This window comes from Chelativorans sp. YIM 93263, from assembly GCF_028767125.1.
In the GTDB taxonomy this organism is placed as follows: Bacteria; Pseudomonadota; Alphaproteobacteria; order Rhizobiales; family Rhizobiaceae; genus Chelativorans.
The window spans coordinates 47,957-62,514 of the sequence record NZ_JAKCWP010000004.1; the positions used below are offsets into that span (position 1 = coordinate 47,957).

The 14,558-nt window shown below is 61.7% G+C and carries 10 protein-coding genes and 1 pseudogene; 3 read left to right on the forward strand and 8 right to left on the reverse strand.

Annotated features, from left to right (window positions below):
- Positions 1-149 precede the first annotated feature (149 nt).
- The 8 genes from LY631_RS20450 to LY631_RS10005 all read right to left on the reverse strand — a co-directional run bounded on the left by LY631_RS20450 (position 150) and on the right by LY631_RS10005 (position 12,193).
- Positions 150-662, reverse strand: coding sequence for a hypothetical protein (locus LY631_RS20450; protein ID WP_445082872.1), 513 nt, complete (start codon positions 660-662; stop codon positions 150-152).
- Positions 663-733: 71 nt separating this feature from the next.
- Entirely contained in the window at positions 734-1,867 is a 1,134-nt protein-coding gene (locus LY631_RS09975; protein WP_274425154.1) for a class I SAM-dependent methyltransferase, read from the reverse strand.
- Positions 1,868-1,892: 25 nt separating this feature from the next.
- Positions 1,893-2,393 carry an invasion associated locus B family protein gene (locus LY631_RS09980; RefSeq protein ID WP_274425482.1) on the reverse strand — a complete coding sequence of 167 codons (501 nt, stop codon included), beginning with the start codon at positions 2,391-2,393 and terminating at the stop codon, positions 1,893-1,895.
- 159 nt (positions 2,394-2,552) lie between these two features.
- A complete protein-coding gene (locus LY631_RS09985; protein ID WP_274425155.1) occupies positions 2,553-3,065 on the reverse strand; it encodes a DUF4189 domain-containing protein in 513 nt (170 codons plus the stop codon).
- Positions 3,066-3,090: 25 nt separating this feature from the next.
- Entirely contained in the window at positions 3,091-3,771 is a 681-nt protein-coding gene (locus LY631_RS09990) for a hypothetical protein (protein ID WP_274425156.1), read from the reverse strand.
- Between the two features lie 10 nt (positions 3,772-3,781).
- Positions 3,782-4,357 carry an invasion associated locus B family protein gene (locus LY631_RS09995; protein ID WP_274425157.1) on the reverse strand — a complete coding sequence of 192 codons (576 nt, stop codon included), beginning with the start codon at positions 4,355-4,357 and terminating at the stop codon, positions 3,782-3,784.
- Between the two features lie 7 nt (positions 4,358-4,364).
- Positions 4,365-11,762: a YadA-like family protein gene (locus tag LY631_RS10000; RefSeq protein WP_274425158.1), complete on the reverse strand. Its 7,398-nt coding sequence runs from the start codon at positions 11,760-11,762 to the stop codon at positions 4,365-4,367.
- Entirely contained in the window at positions 11,759-12,193 is a 435-nt protein-coding gene (locus LY631_RS10005) for a hypothetical protein (RefSeq protein ID WP_274425159.1), read from the reverse strand. The genes LY631_RS10000 and LY631_RS10005 overlap by 4 nt, the downstream gene beginning before the upstream one ends.
- Positions 12,194-12,946: 753 nt before the next feature.
- Between LY631_RS10005 and LY631_RS10010 the strand changes: the two are divergent.
- From LY631_RS10010 to mce, 3 genes and pseudogenes are all read left to right on the forward strand, one after another.
- A pseudogene (locus LY631_RS10010) lies at positions 12,947-13,385 on the forward strand (DUF1772 domain-containing protein).
- A 397-nt stretch (positions 13,386-13,782) separates the two neighbouring features.
- Entirely contained in the window at positions 13,783-14,112 is a 330-nt protein-coding gene (locus tag LY631_RS10015; RefSeq protein ID WP_274425160.1) for a cobalamin-dependent protein, read from the forward strand.
- Complete coding sequence (mce, locus tag LY631_RS10020) at positions 14,109-14,546, forward strand: methylmalonyl-CoA epimerase (RefSeq protein ID WP_274425161.1); 438 nt, start codon at positions 14,109-14,111, stop codon at positions 14,544-14,546. The genes LY631_RS10015 and mce overlap by 4 nt, the downstream gene beginning before the upstream one ends.
- Positions 14,547-14,558 lie beyond the last annotated feature (12 nt).

A 14,558-nucleotide genomic window follows, 5' to 3' on the forward strand; every position in this document is an offset into this window, starting at 1 on the left:
AAGAGCGAGCTCATCCGTTGGGAGCTGACGAGATTAGCGGCTGGGCGGTTTAGACGCCCTCAAGCTTTCCTCGTAGCGGGCCCCTTCTGTTGTGCAGAAGCCGGTCAGTGTCGGCACGGCTCGGATGAGACATGGAATTCTGTCAATGATCATGGAAACGGGACCCCTGGTTTTTCGCCCATGATCATTGACACCAGTGCCCGCGCAGAGGGGGCGACCGTGTCGCCTGCGTCCGGCGCCGAAGTGGCGATTGGGCTCGGGGGCACCCTGATACTTGCCCTCAGTTCTCTGAACTTCGACTGAGCCGCCAATCTTGCGGTCAACGCGCCAACGTGTTCAGCCACGCATTCTCTAATTGTTGATGGCTCCACGACCGGCGCGCCTTGGCGCTCGAAGGCGACTTTGCCTTCATGAACGCACCTGTCCAAGGCAGCAAGCAACGTCAATTGGTCTTTGGTCCCATCCAGTTCGGGCAGTAACCACGCATCAACGACGCCAAGATGTACTGGTTCGTGCCAGGCGTTAAATGTCGTCGCGGAGCCTTCGTTGCGTAAGATCTCCGCGGTCCGCCGGATCGTCCTGTCTATGTTGAGAGGCTCGCCTGCGGGGGCAATTGAAACCGGAGACAAGCGGATCCTTGCCCAGCCCTTTATAATGAGCATTTCCAGCAGCTCATCCACGATGGCTTGGACAGCCTGACGCCATGCCGACGCGCATTTCTTGGACGTGCGCTTCACCAAGTCGTCGTAGGAAACGGTTTCGGCCAGCTTGCCGAGAGGATTTCAAGTGCGGCCTTCATTTCGACCCGCTGTGTCGTGATGCTGGATCCTGTGGCTCCGAAAGTTTGGGGAGAGTCGTCTAGGTGGCTTTCACCGTCGAGGCAAGGCAGATGGGCCGCATAGTGGAATTTGCGCAGCCTCTCACCGTCGAGCCGATACCGGATTTCGCTGCCTCTGTCGCCGTTAACCAGAAGGGTTTGCCTGAAGGTTCGATTTACGATGAAATCGAGATATTGCTCGACCAGCACCTGGCTATGGCCACACTCCTTCAGCAAAGGGGCCGCGACCTGTTCACCATAGTTGTCGGCAAACATTGTCGATGGGTGGGCTTCTGCCAGATAGGCGAGTCCGTGGCCGTTGGCGCGTTCAACGAATTGCTGGAAGTAGCAGGGGGCGTTGAACGGCTCCAGGTATTCGTGGGCAAGGTAATAGTCTTGCTGATGCCGCAACTCCGGCAGGGTCAGTTCCATGGTCTTGGAAAGGACGCTGTCCTTCGGCGCGACTTGCTCGAGAAAGTCGAGCATCCCCTTGGCGTAGCTCAATTGCTCGGCCGATGTGGCGCGTGAGCCGCCACGCAGCATCATGGCATCGCGAACGATTTCCTTGGCTTTCCAGCCTGGGTACACATTGTAGCTGACATAAGCGACGCCATTTGCCGTGAGGTTTTCCTTGCAGATGCGCAGGATCGCGTCCTGCACATGCGGTGGAACCCAGCTATAGACGCCGTGGCAGATGATGTAGTCGAAGCTGCCGAGCTCCTTGGAATCCAAGGCTGAAAGATCGCCTTCCATGAGCTTGATATTGGAAACGCCGAGGGCCTCGATGCGCTTTCTGCCCATGTCGATCTGCACGCCGGAAAGGTCGATGCCAAGGGTCTGTGCTTCAGGCGCGCGAGCGGCAAAAGGGATGAGATTTCCACCGGAGGAGCATCCGAGTTCCAGGACGCGAGCGGTAGCGGCAGGCGGTGTGTCCAGCCCGAACAGGTGTGCGACCGCCGCTAAGTTCTCCGGAGCCGAGTGGGGAAATGGGTGCGAAGCATATGGAACCTCGTCATACGCACTCTTGAGTTGGCCGACCGCGATACTCATGGGCAAAGCACCTTATTTAGAAGTTTTAGCTGCCATTGATGGCGCTGAGGCGGTCGAGCGCAGCGGTAAGACCACTGAGTGATACAGGGAAAGTCATCGACGTGTTTGCCGCGGTTGTAACGATCAGCTTCAGCGTCGAGCCGGTTCGCATTCTATCGAGCGTTGCTTGATCGGTGGGCATCACAGCGATGCAGCCCCTCGGCAGGCAGGTCCGGAACCGTACAGGTGGCAATGGCGCCTGGTCATCAATTTGTGGGGTTACGCCGGGTTCGAAAAGGATACCGAAGGGAAGGAGTAACGTTGCGACAGCTCCATCCGAACCCACACCGATCTCGACAGCCAGCAGTCTTTGACCATTCTCCTGTGTCTGGTCCTGCGATACGGCACACGCTCGCGTATTCTCACGAACAGCGCAGCTTAGCTGCCAATCCTGATATGTCTCCTGCAGTGAGTTCGCACCGTTCGGAAGCGTGGCTTGCTGGGCCAACGCCGGCATCGATAAAGTTAGCATCGCGGCGCATAACATCGGCTGCAAACGCAGCAGTGCCCAGCGCCCCTTCCAGGCCGCGCTTGGCACAGTACGTTTCTGATTGAAATCAGGTGGCATGAATGTCGAGACAGGCAAGTGACGCGCCCTTCTGTTTTGAGTCCAACTCCTCAAGGACGCGATGCCGCTGGTTCAGCATTATGTGCAAACCCATTCACGAATTTCGCATTTGCCTTCGCCGGCTTTACATGCACGAAGAGCTTGGTCCTCAGCCTCGCGGCGGGTTGGCGCCGATCTCGCGCCCCAAGGCGTGATCTGGCCCGGCTGCTCCTCGCTGATCGCCAGGGCACCGCAAGGATAGTACGGAAAGCCGGTCTGGTCGTCATCATTCCAGTGCCGGTGATTGCGGAAGACCTCAACGACCTTGCATGCCTCCCCGCCAGCATTCACGCAATGTTCAAAAGCGATATCCATTGCCTCCTGGCGCTTGTCGGCGCCCCAGAAGAAGCCGTGTTTCCGGTCAATTTCGGAATAGGCGATCGCAGCCCAGATACCGCGTTCTTCCTGTGGCGGTGGAATTGTTGCTTCTTGAGATGACGGAACCGGCGCTTCAATCATGGCGCTCGGGAGATCGGCCGCAGCAATGTGTCCGGTTTGAATCAAGAGAATTGCGGCTGCGACGAGAGCGGCGATAGCAGGACTAATCTTCATTGTGACCTCCCCCTCGGCTGCTGCATCAGCCCTGAACTGCTGATGCTATTGAAACAACTATGCACGTTTCGCCTGCGGGTAGAAGGAGTGCATCGCCGCCATTGTTGGCAAGCGAATAGACGGCCACGTTTCCAAGATTGTTGGCGAGCTTGCTTCCAGCGGGCAGAAGCGCCGAGATGTCGTTACACGGTCTTGAGAACGGTGCCACCCGGACCATGGAGCCTTCGCAGACTGAACCCGTTGGAGCGGCAAATACGAAACCTGCAGCCGTTCCCGTGTAGCTTTCGGCCTGGTAAGTCATGCCTACCAAAGATTGCACCGCATGCTCGTCCGGCTTTTCGGAGTTCCAGGTTGATTGAACCTGATATTGCGATCCGTTTGTCAGCAGTTCTCCAAGTGCTGGAAAGACCGTGGAGCATGTCTCCAGGCCGGCCTGTTCAGCGTGCTGCAGGAACGGGGTATCGGCCAGTTCGGGCACAGCTTCTTTCGTTTCAGCGACTGCCTCCTGTGAGAAGAAGCCCCTGACCGCATCAGAGCGCATGGCCCCATAACCGGCCGCCGCAATGACGACAACGCCGAGCAGAGAGAGGGCGGCTGCTTTCAGCCATTTTCTGTCGAACTTGCCCAGCGTGACGTCTCCGGCATTTTCCAGAGGATCTGGCTGATTGCGAGACATTATCCGATCGTGAATCGATTTCTGGCTCATTGAATTCCTATCAGTTGATGGCCTCGACGGCCGTCGAAAGGCCCTTCAGCGTTGCGGTCACGGTAATCGTGCTTTCGTCTGTGGTCGTATAGGAGATCTGCGGGGCTGCACCTTTCGATATCTGCTCGCGCATGATCGGGCCGACCGGGACCATGCCGACACAGACCACCTCGTTGCACCCATCAAACTGGACGTTGACCGGCTCCTTGCGTCCTGCGAATTTCAAAGAAATGAGCCCGTCGCTGTTCGCATGAGGGGCCGTGCGCAAAATCATGTAAGGTTTCCCCTCCTCCGTGGCGGCCAGCGACCAACTGAACGCCATCTGTCCCGACTGATCCTCGATGATTTGAGTCACGTTACAGACCTTCCGGCGCGCTTCCAGATTTTCGTCGCAAATCAGGGTCCAGTTTTCGAACGGGCGAGTGATCCGCTGGTAATCCCCAAGCTTCACGTTCGCCGGCACAGCCACTTCCGACGGCTTGATCCGGTAGTCGGGAGGGGCCTGCTCCTGCCCGGCTGCGAGTGAGCCGGGCAGGAGCAGGCAAGCCAGCAACAGTGGGGGTCTGTATTTGACTTGCCTCAGCATACCGGCCTCAGTTCAAGGTAAAGCTGAGGCCGGCACCAACACCCCAGTTTCCGCCGGCGGTCGTACCCGAGACATTGGCGCGAACACGTCCGTTTTCGCTCGTGTAGCCGGCACCGAAGGCCAGTGCCCCCTCGCCTTGCCAATAACCTCCGCCCGCCGCAACGCTCAACTTGCCGGGCCGATCGTCGTAACGAAGCGATGCCGCGGCTAGGCCAATCGCCGCTGCCTGTCGCGCTTCTTCCCTGACCTCGCCGAACTGCTGGTTCAGCTGCCCGAACTTCTGGTCCGTGTAATCGTTGGCCTCGTCCAGCGTCGTCGCGGCGACTTTATCCGTATATTCGTTGGAGGTCTCGATAGCGTAGTCGACGCGCTCGTCCGTGTAGGATTTGGACTCGGTAATGCCCTCATTCAATTGCGAGACGTTGACGGCGTCGTTATCCTCGACGCCCTTGCCGACATTCGAGATGACAACCGGCGCATTCACGTCGCCACCGACCAGGGTGACACTGTTCGTCTTGTCGCCATTCTCATCGACGCCATACTGGACCGCATTCTTGTCGAGTTCTCCAACACCGGTCTGCAGATCCTCGATCGCCGTATTGGTGGCATGAAGCTGCGACCCGTTCACGGCATCCGTGCTGTCCTCCGAAATTCTTCCGGCGGCCACGTTGGTGACCGTCCGTTCCGCTCCGTCGTCGCCGACGCTGACGGTGCCGGTCGGGGACTTGCCGGCAAATTCGTACCTCTCGCCATTGATGGTGGTGCCGAAAGTGCCGACGGCCTTGTCTGTCACGGAACCCGAGCCCAGGGCGACATCATTGGCATTGTTGGCTTGCGCACCTTCGCCGAGAGCGACGGAGCTCTGCCCAGCCGCTGCCGCACCATGGCCTGCGGCCAGGCTGTCGGTGCCGCTTGCAACGCTCTCGGGACCGATCGCGACGCTGTCCGTACCGGTGGCCGAGGAATCGGCCAATGTTGAATTGGCGTGGAAGTATTTGATGCCGCCGCCATTGTTGATGTTGGTTATGACGTTGTCGATCGCCTCAAAGCTTTCATGAACGGTCGTGTAGTTGTCTCCTTGGATATTGTAAGTCGGGTGGATGATCGTGCCGTCCTTATGAACCTTCGAGCCACCGCCGAGATGGTCGGTAAACTCGCTGGCCACGGCCCTCAACTGGCTCACATTCACGGCGTCCGTTTCTGCCGAACCGGCGGCGACATTGGTCAGCTTGCGTTCCGATCCGGCCGAACCGACGGACACTTCGCCGACCGATGTCTGTGGTGCTGCGAGCCCGAATGCCGTGTAGCCGATTTGCGCGCCCACCGTTGTGATTGACGATCCGCCGATCGCGACGCTGTTACCGTGAAGGCTTTCGGCACCTGCACCGAGAGCAAGCGACTGAACCCCTCCGGCTTTGGCCTGCGTGCCCAGCGCCACACCATCGGCCCGCATGACATGGGCGTTCTGCCCTATTGCCGTGCCTCCCGGTGCAATCTGATCGACGATTGCACCATTGCCGACACCGATTCCATTGTCAGCGTTGACGACGGTTTCCGGACCGACCGCGATCGACTCGGCTCCGACGGCCAGGGAGTCATTTGCCGCCGAGTTGGCGTGGAAGTATTTGGTCGGAGTTACGGCGAACGAGGCCAAGGCCCCCTGGAGCTGCCGAACTGTAACCGCATCGTGTTCGTCGGTGCCGTCCGCTACATTTGTGATCTGCCGGTATGACAAGGCCGATCCGACCGAGACGGCGCCGAGCAACGTGTCATCGGTGGTGTTGTACGGGACGCCCCCACCAAGATCTCCCGAGGCCGGAGCCAGGGCACGATCGGAGATCGATCCCGACCCGAGAGCGACGCCGCCGTCAATTGTGACTTTGCTCTCACGGCCAAGCGCGAGGGAACTGTCTGCTGCGGCGGTCGCATTGTAACCGACCGCGCTGGAGCCAATCCCTTGCGCGAAGGAGTCGCTTTTCGTCAGAGTGCGTTCGTTTGTCCTGACATACCGGATACCCATGCCATTGGCGTCGGTGTAGTTCTTGGTCGTGTCGCCGGCGATATTGATGAAGTTGTTGTCAAGATTGGCGATGTCCGTCGTGTTCTGGGTGACCTGCTGGTTTGTCGCATAGAGCTGTGAGCCGTTGACGCCATCAGTCGAGGTGGCGCTCAGCCGGCCGGCCGCAACGTTCTGGATCTGCCGTTCTGCTCCTGCCGAGCCCACCGAGAACGCACCGCTCGGCGTATCTCCGGCAAACGTATAATTGTTGCCGCCGATCGTCGCACTGGCGACGGCCGTCGTCGCGCTCGATTCAGCATCCAGACCGATCGCCACATCGCCCGCATTGTTGGCCACCGCGTTCGGGCCGATGGCAACGGAATCCGTTCCGATCGCCTGTGAGTCCGGCAGCGTCGAGTTGGCACGGAAATACTTGATGCCGCCGCCGGTATTGATGTTGTTAACCGTGGTCGACAGGCTGTCTACTGCCTGATTGGTCGCAAAAAGCTGCGATCCGTTGATGCCGTCGGTCGAGGTGGCGCTGATGCGGCCCGCCGCGACATTGGTGATCGTGCGTTCCGCCCCTGAGTCACCAACACTGACCGTGGAGCCCGGCGTGGTGCCTGCGAAGGTATAGGTCGTGCCGGCTATGGTCGCGCTACCCGTTCCGACGGCGGCAGCGGTCGTGGAGCCGGAACCAAGCGCCACGTCGCCGGCATTGTTGGCAACCGCCGTATCGCCGAAAGCGAGCGAGCCGGCTTGCAGCGCGCTCGAGGTGTTGCCGAGCGCGACCGAGCCCTGGCCGACGGCCTTGTTGGAGTTGCCGATGGCGACCGCGCCATTGGCCGTATTGGCGGCGGTGGCGCTCGCCGTTCCGTCGGCGTTGGCGATGTTGTTCGCGCCGCCGACAAAGGCGCCGGCGCCGCTGGCATAGCTCGGATCGCCGATCGCGACCGCGCCATCGCCGAAGGCGGTGTTGCGCGAACCGATAGACACGGCCCTGCCGCCGGTTGCCACCGCGACGGTGCCGATCGCGACCGCTTCATCGGCATCCGCCTTTGCACCGGTGCCCATCGCCATTGAATTGACCGCCGAGGCGTTCGCGTCCACACCGATTGCCGTCGTATTGTTCGAACTCGCATCCGCACGTGCGCCGATCGCGGTCGCGCCGCTGATTCCGCTTGCACTCGCTTCAAGGCCGATCGCGACAGTATTGGCGCCATTAGCGCTGGCCAGGTTGCCCATGGCGACTGACGCCTGGCCTCCTGCTACAGCCTTGAAGCCTATCCCTGTCGCAAACAGTCCGGCTGCACCGGCCTGGTTGCCCATGGCAATTGAGTTCTCGCCTGTCGCGTTCGCCGCGGCGCCCAGCGCCAGCGAACTGGCCCCCGAGGCGACGGACGAACGACCCACTGCCGTCGCGTTAACCCCGTCCGCCAGCGCGATTCGGCCGATGGCGACCGCGCCACTCGCCGCCGCCCTGGCGGCCGAACCGAGAGCGGTCGAAACGTCGCCCGAAGCCTCGGAATTGAAGCCGAACGCCGAGGCCGCGCTGTCGAGGGCCCTGGCTTCGCGTCCGACCGCCGTGGCGTTCGTACCAGTCGCCTTCGCCAACGCGCCGATCGCCGTGCTGATTGCCCCCGATGCTTCGGTGTTGAGTCCGAGCGCCGTCGAACTGTTTCCACTTGCCGAAGCGGCCACACCGCCCGCCAGCGATTTGAGGCCGGTGGCGCCGTCATTGTTATAGTTTCCACCGACCGTGCCGCCGTCATTCACGCTGTAATAATGCGTTGCCGCTCCCGCGATCGTCGACTGCAGCGCCTGGTTGGTCGCATAAAGCTGCGAGCCGTTAATAGCGTCCGTGGAGGTGCTACTGATCCGGCCTGCGGCGACGTTGGTGATCGTGCGTTCTGCCCCTGCGTCGCCAACACTGACCGTGGAGCCCGGCGACGTGCCGGCGAAGTTATATGTGGTTCCGCCGATAACGATGCTTGGCGTGGCCACGGCCGCGGCGGTCACCGAGCCCGTGCCGAGCGCGACCGCATTGGCATTGCCCGCCGTTGCATTGGCGCCCAGCGCGACCGCGTTGCCGCCGCTTGCATTGGCGGCCGATCCGGCTGCCAAGGCGTATACGCCCGCTTTCGTGTTGACGCCGAGAGCCGTCCCGGCAAAACCGGAGGCGGTTGCCTCGGGGCCGACAGCGGTGGCGAGCCCCACCGCATCGGCCCCCCTGCCGAGCGCCGCCGCATATTGCCCGCGGGCAATCGCCGATTCACCGAGTGCGGTGGTGCCCGAAGCAACTGCCTGGGCCCCGTTGCCGATCGCGGTCGCAGCGCCAGCCCCTGGGGCATTCGTACTGTCGGCGACCGCATTGGCGCCCATGGCGATGTCACCGCCCAGGGCGGTCGTTGCCGTATCGCCGATAGCGATGGTTCCGGCTGCAGCCGCAACATTGTTGTTGCCCAGGGCCACGCTGCCCTGACCGACGACGGTGTTCTGATAGCCGATGCCGACCGCGCCCTGTGCCGCCGTGCCGGGGGTGCCCACCGCCTGTCCGCCGCCACCGACCATGTTGGTGTTGCCCATTGCCACCGAGCCATTGCCGGTCGCGGTGTTGTCCATGCCCTGCGCCACCGCGCCGTCGCCGGTCGCTGTGTTGGGATCGCCAATGGCGACCGCGCCGTTGCCGCTGGCCAGGTTGCCGGCGCCCACCGCAACCGCCCGGCCGCCGGTGGCGGTCGAGCCGTTGCCGATGGCAACGGCATCCTTTGAATCGGCGGTGGTGTTTGTACCCATGGCGACGGCGTTGGCTGCGCTGGCCATCGCATTGAATCCGATCGACGTCGTCGCGTTGCTGGCAACGCCAATGCCCGCATTAGTGCCGATCGCGATGTTGTCGTCGCCGGTTACATTGGAGCCCGCAGATGCTGGGATCGTGGGGTCATAGTCCACGGTGCCATCGCCGGAGCCCAAGGCGATGTTCCGCGTGCCTGTTACGCCCGAACCGGCACCTCTCATGAGGGTGGCATCGGTGCCACCTCCGCCGACGGCAACATTCTGCGAACCGCTGACGAATTGGCCCGCAGCGATGCCCATGGCAAGTGAATTGGTGTTTCCGGTTGACTGGCTACCCGCGCCGTGTCCGACAGCTACCGCGCCTGTGCCGACGGCATGTGCCGCCCAGCCAAGAGCCGTGGTTCTATCGTTTACCCCTAGACTGCCACTGCCGATGGCCGTCGCGCCTTCCCCTGTCCCCTCCGCCGAGCGTCCGAAAGCCGTAGCGAGTTCTGCCGATGCGATCGAGTTCGAGCCAATCGCCGAGGAATAAGCGGAAGTGGCTTCGGCCGTCCAGCCAATGGCGGTGCCGTGAAACCCGGACTCCGCCACGCGCCCGATCGCGACGCCGGAAGCGCCTTCAGCCACCGCCTCTGAGCCTATAGCGATGGAATAGAGGCCTTTGGACGTTGTATCGGTGCCGATGGCGATGGATTGCGATGCTTGCGCACTATCGTTGTTGTAGTTGCCTCGAACTGTGTTGAAGTCGTTGATGCTCACATAGTGCGGCGCCGCGCCAGCGACCGCCGATTGCAGGGAGTCCTGCACGGCATAGAGCTGCGATCCGTTGACCGCGTCCGTGGAGGTGCTGCTGATCCGGCCTGCCGCAACATTGGTGATGGTCCGCTCGGAACCGCCGGCACCGACGCTGACCGTCGAGGTCGGATTTGTGCCGGCAAAGTTGTAGGTTGTGCCCCGAATCGTCGTGCTCTTCGTGGCCACGGCCGCTGCCGTCACCGAGCCCGAGCCGAGCGCCACGTCCCCGGCATTGTCGGCAATCGCCGCATCGCCGAAAGCGAGCGAGCCGGCCGCAAGCGCTTGGCTGGTGTTGCCGAGCGCGACCGAGCCCTGGCCGATGACCTCGTTCTGATAGCCGATGCCCACGGCGCCCTGCGCGGGCGTGCCGGGGGTGCTCACCGCCTGGCCGCCGCCGCCCACCATGTTGGTGTTGCCCATCGCCACGGAGCCGTTGCCGGTCGCGGTGTTGTCCATGCCCTGAGCGACCGCGCCGTCGCCGGTGGCGGTGTTGGGATCGCCAATTGCCACCGCGCCGTCGCCGCTGGCGAGGTTGCCGGAGCCGATCGCGACCGCCTTGCCGGCGGTGGCTTTGGAGCCGTTGCCGATGGCGACGGCGTCGGCAGCGTCCGCCGTTGCATCGGTGCCCATGGCAATGGCGTCCAGCGCGCTCGCCGTGGCGCCGCGGCCGAGGGCCGTCGCATGATCGGCGCTCGCGGTCGCGCGCCGGCCGAGCGCCAATGCGGAGGCGGAGCCAGAGGCCTCGGCGAAGATGCCGAGCGCGACGTTGCTCTGCCCGGTGCTCTGGGCACCGTTTCCTATGGCGACCGAATTGATGTCGGTGACGGACGTGTTGTAGCCGATGGCGAGCGAGGATCCGGCCGCCGCATCGGTTGCGGCGTTTTGGCCGATCGCGATGGAATTGGAGGCGGCCGCCTTGGCGCCAAAGCCGATCGCCGTGCTGGTGCCGGCCGACGCGGCCGCGCCATCGCCCAGCGCGATCGAGCTCTTTCCCGAAGCCGCTGAATTCACGCCGAGGGCGGTGGCCCCCTCAGCCGAAGCTGTCGCGCTGCGCCCAAACGCCGAAGCCAAGATTCCCGAGGCGACGGAGTTCTGCCCGACAGCAGTAGAAGCATTGCCGGTTGCGGTGGAACCCACACCGACTGCCGTTCCAGTCAGGGCCGCACTTGATGATGAGCCGATAGCAACCCCATATTTGTCAGTGACCGTCGCTGACCAACCAAGCGCCACGCCATTGAGGCCCTGGGACTCCGCCAGGCGCCCGACTGCGACCGCGGAATCGGCATTCGCGACGGAAGCCGATCCAAACGCGATGGAGGCAACGCCCTCGGATTTTGCCGCGATGCCCATTCCGATAGCATGATTGCCACTGGCAGTGACGTTTCGGCCGATGCCAACGGCGTGATCCCCGCTGACGACGGTGTTCATTCCCATACCGACCCCAGAAAGCCCGCTTACCGTGACGGTGCAGCCGATGCCGGTGCTGTAATCGGCCACGAAAGTATGGCAAAGCGGACCCGTGCCGATTGACACCGCGCCCTGACCAGTGCCGGTGAGCTGGCCGTTGCCGGCGGCGTAACCCGCCAGGGCGGAGGTCGCGGACATGCCCAGGGCGACTGCCGCAATCGAGCCGCCGATACCGAGCGAGCCGAGCCCCAGCCGGCTGCGCCCCATACCAAGGACCGAGTGCGCCTTGCGCAGCACCGCCATAAGCCGGCGCCGGAGCGAGCGGCTTTCGGCAGCACCCGAAATCCAGTTGCTCACGAACCCGCGATGCGAATCACCCTGCAGGCGCCGATTGCTCGGTTCAGTCATGGCAAGTTCTCCTTGAATTCCGCGGGGGTCGCCTGGCGCACCTCTGCGCCGTTGCTTGCGCGGACCTCTCCAGTGCGTATCTGTTCTGCTATTTCGCGCCCCATTTCGGTGCCGCGATGCTCCATGGTCTTGTACGCTGATGCCACCCATGGCTCTTTGGAAACCGGAATTGCATGCAGGGCATCGTGGGCGCGTTCAGGCGGCACATTCAGTTCGAGCAGGGCTCGGCAAATATCCAAATGCGCTGAGGGTTCGTCGTCGTCGAACGAGGGAGCCGTTAAGCCGTATATGAAAACTGCATAAAAATGATCGATCTCCGCGTCGGATATTTTGGAAGCGAAGCGGCCTCTCAGGGCCTTCCACGCGGCCTCGGCCTTCGGAGCGAAGACATCGATTTCCGGATTCCGGTTTGAACAATGTGATTCTGTCATTGGTTTTGCCAAGCTGTCTGGTAAATGGCGCCGAAGACGTCCTGCTCTGTCGCAAGGTCTGGTTAAAGCCGGTCGCTTTCTGCTTGGTACTGACGACCGTAAGAACCGCGCCCGTCGCGGAAGCGTGCAAGCTGTGCTGAATACGGATATTACCCGGTAGCCTAGAGAGATACCGGCCGCGGGCAATCCTAGGACCAGTGAGCCCGCATATATCGTCAGTTGTATTAACGATCGTTGGTCGAACGCCGCATTCGACACTATATCCCCCATTAACACTTGATGCGACGAGGAAGGCATAGATCTGCAGCCATTTCTATAGACAAAGCTACGAACTTTTATAGAGAAATCATGCTCCAGTAATGTTCTTTCCCCGTGATGCAATAATACAACAGCAGTCCGGACGAGTTCAGAACAGGACTTGGCAGGATGGGCCAGGACAATGGGAGAAGCTATGAATCTGATACAAGATACTTGCGTTTGTGGCTTATGAAGCAGAAGCCTCAGGTTGAATCCATCTGGGATCGCCATCTTCAAAAGGTTGTCGAACGCCACGCTAAATTTTGTTCACCTCACCGTCATGCTTCCCGGCAGCAGGCGAGGGCTTTCATTCGTTCAGACATCCCGCTCGAGCTCCTGGAAGCTGCCGGTCCGCGATGCCGCTGCTGATGTCCAGAATGGGGTGGTTTGCCGCCGGTCGGTTTTCGAGCGATAAGATCAAAAGCGGACAACGACGGCGCAACGGAGCACAGTATGATTTTTGGCCTTCTCGCTCTGATAACAGCCGCGTTCTTCTCGGGCGCTGCAATCTACATCAATGTCGCTGAGCAGCCTGCGCGGCTCATGCTTGATGACAGGTCGCAGCTCGCGGAATGGAAACCCTCGTATAAGCGCGGCTTTGCAATGCAGGCATCTCTCGCGGTGATCGGCTTTCTTCTTGGTCTGATTCGCCTGGTGGCAAACCGGGGTGATTGCGTTCCTGGTGGGTGGGAGCTTGATGATTGCCAATTGGCCATGGACGCTTGTCGCCATGATGTCGATCAACAACAAGCTACACGAAACCGACCTCGAGGATGCAGGTCCGGCGTCCCGAATGTTGGTGGAAGAGTGGGGCGGCTTGCATGCGGTTCGTTCCGCCCTCGGACTGGCTGCCACCTTTGCCTTCCTCATCGCTTGCTCGTCTGTGTCGCTTTAGGAATCGGACGGTTCGCCGAGGTTGAGGCTTGGTGGATTCCTGCCCGACTGCTTTTGGGGGCGGAGCTGGGAAATGCCAGGCTGCGCTCACAGGGCTGCGCGAATATGCGGCGATGAACGAAGGCAATCTGCTCGAGGCGGCCATCGAAGCGGCACGCGCGCGGGCGACCTGGGCGAGATTTCTCAGGCCATGGAAGATGTGTTCGGCCGCCACGCAGCCTTTACCCGTGTGCTCTCGGGCGTTTATGGCGCCCATTATGCCGATGATCCCCAATACTCCGCCATGCAGGACAGGATCGCCCGGTTTACGGATGCCCACAAACGCCCGCCCGCGATCTTTACCGCCAAGATGGGCCAGGATGGGCACGACCGGGGGGCCAAAGTGATCGCTACGGCCTTTGCCGATATCGGGTTCGAATTCCATATGGGCGCGCTGTTCGACACCCCCCCACGAGGTCGCCGCCCATGCCGAGAACCTCAAGGTCGATGCGGTCGGGGTCTCTTCGCTCGCCGCGGGGCACAAGACGCTGGTGCCCGAGTTGATCGATGCGCTCAAAGCGCGTGGGCTCGATCAGGTGGCCGTGTTCGTAGGCGGGGTGAATTCCGCGTCTGACTATGACGAGCTGTTTGCCCTGGGCGTTGCCGAAATCTTCGGCCCGGGCACCAATGTGCTCGACGCCGCGTTCGCCGCGCTCGACCGCATCGAAAAAAAGCGGACCAACCGATGATCGGCAAGCTCAATCACATCGCCATCGCCGTGCCCGATCTCGTCCAAGCCGCAGCGCAATATCGCGACCGTCTGGGTGTACTGGTTAGCGCCCCCCAGGCATTTCCCGAACACGGTGTGACCGTGGTGTTCATCGATACGGGCAACACCAAAATCGAATTGCTCGAGCCCTTGGGGGAGACCTCACCGATTACCAAATTCCTTGCCGCCAATCCCGACGGCGGCATGCATCACATGTGCTTTGAGGTTGATGACATCACTGCAGCGGCAGCCCAGCTTGCCGCCACGGGCGCGCGCGTTCTGGGCGATGGCAAACCGAAGACTGGTGCTCACGGCCAGCCGGTCCTGTTCGTGCACCCCAAGGATTTTTTGGGCACGCTGATCGAACTCGAACAGCGCGCCGGCGTTGAGCGGGCAGGGGGCACGTGTGGCTGAAAAGTCGGGAGG

Excerpts from the sequence above, each read along its gene's own strand:
- LY631_RS20450 (WP_445082872.1), bottom strand. The coding sequence starts at position 662 with ATGCTCATTATAAAGGGCTGGGCAAGGATCCGCTTGTCTCCGGTTTCA.
- LY631_RS09975 (WP_274425154.1), bottom strand. The coding sequence starts at position 1,867 with ATGAGTATCGCGGTCGGCCAACTCAAGAGTGCGTATGACGAGGTTCCA.
- LY631_RS09980 (WP_274425482.1), bottom strand. The coding sequence starts at position 2,393 with ATGTTATGCGCCGCGATGCTAACTTTATCGATGCCGGCGTTGGCCCAG.
- LY631_RS09985 (WP_274425155.1), bottom strand. The coding sequence starts at position 3,065 with ATGAAGATTAGTCCTGCTATCGCCGCTCTCGTCGCAGCCGCAATTCTC.
- LY631_RS09990 (WP_274425156.1), bottom strand. The coding sequence starts at position 3,771 with ATGAGCCAGAAATCGATTCACGATCGGATAATGTCTCGCAATCAGCCA.
- LY631_RS09995 (WP_274425157.1), bottom strand. The coding sequence starts at position 4,357 with ATGCTGAGGCAAGTCAAATACAGACCCCCACTGTTGCTGGCTTGCCTG.
- LY631_RS10000 (WP_274425158.1), bottom strand. The coding sequence starts at position 11,762 with ATGACTGAACCGAGCAATCGGCGCCTGCAGGGTGATTCGCATCGCGGG.
- LY631_RS10005 (WP_274425159.1), bottom strand. The coding sequence starts at position 12,193 with ATGACAGAATCACATTGTTCAAACCGGAATCCGGAAATCGATGTCTTC.
- mce (WP_274425161.1), top strand. The coding sequence starts at position 14,109 with ATGATCGGCAAGCTCAATCACATCGCCATCGCCGTGCCCGATCTCGTC.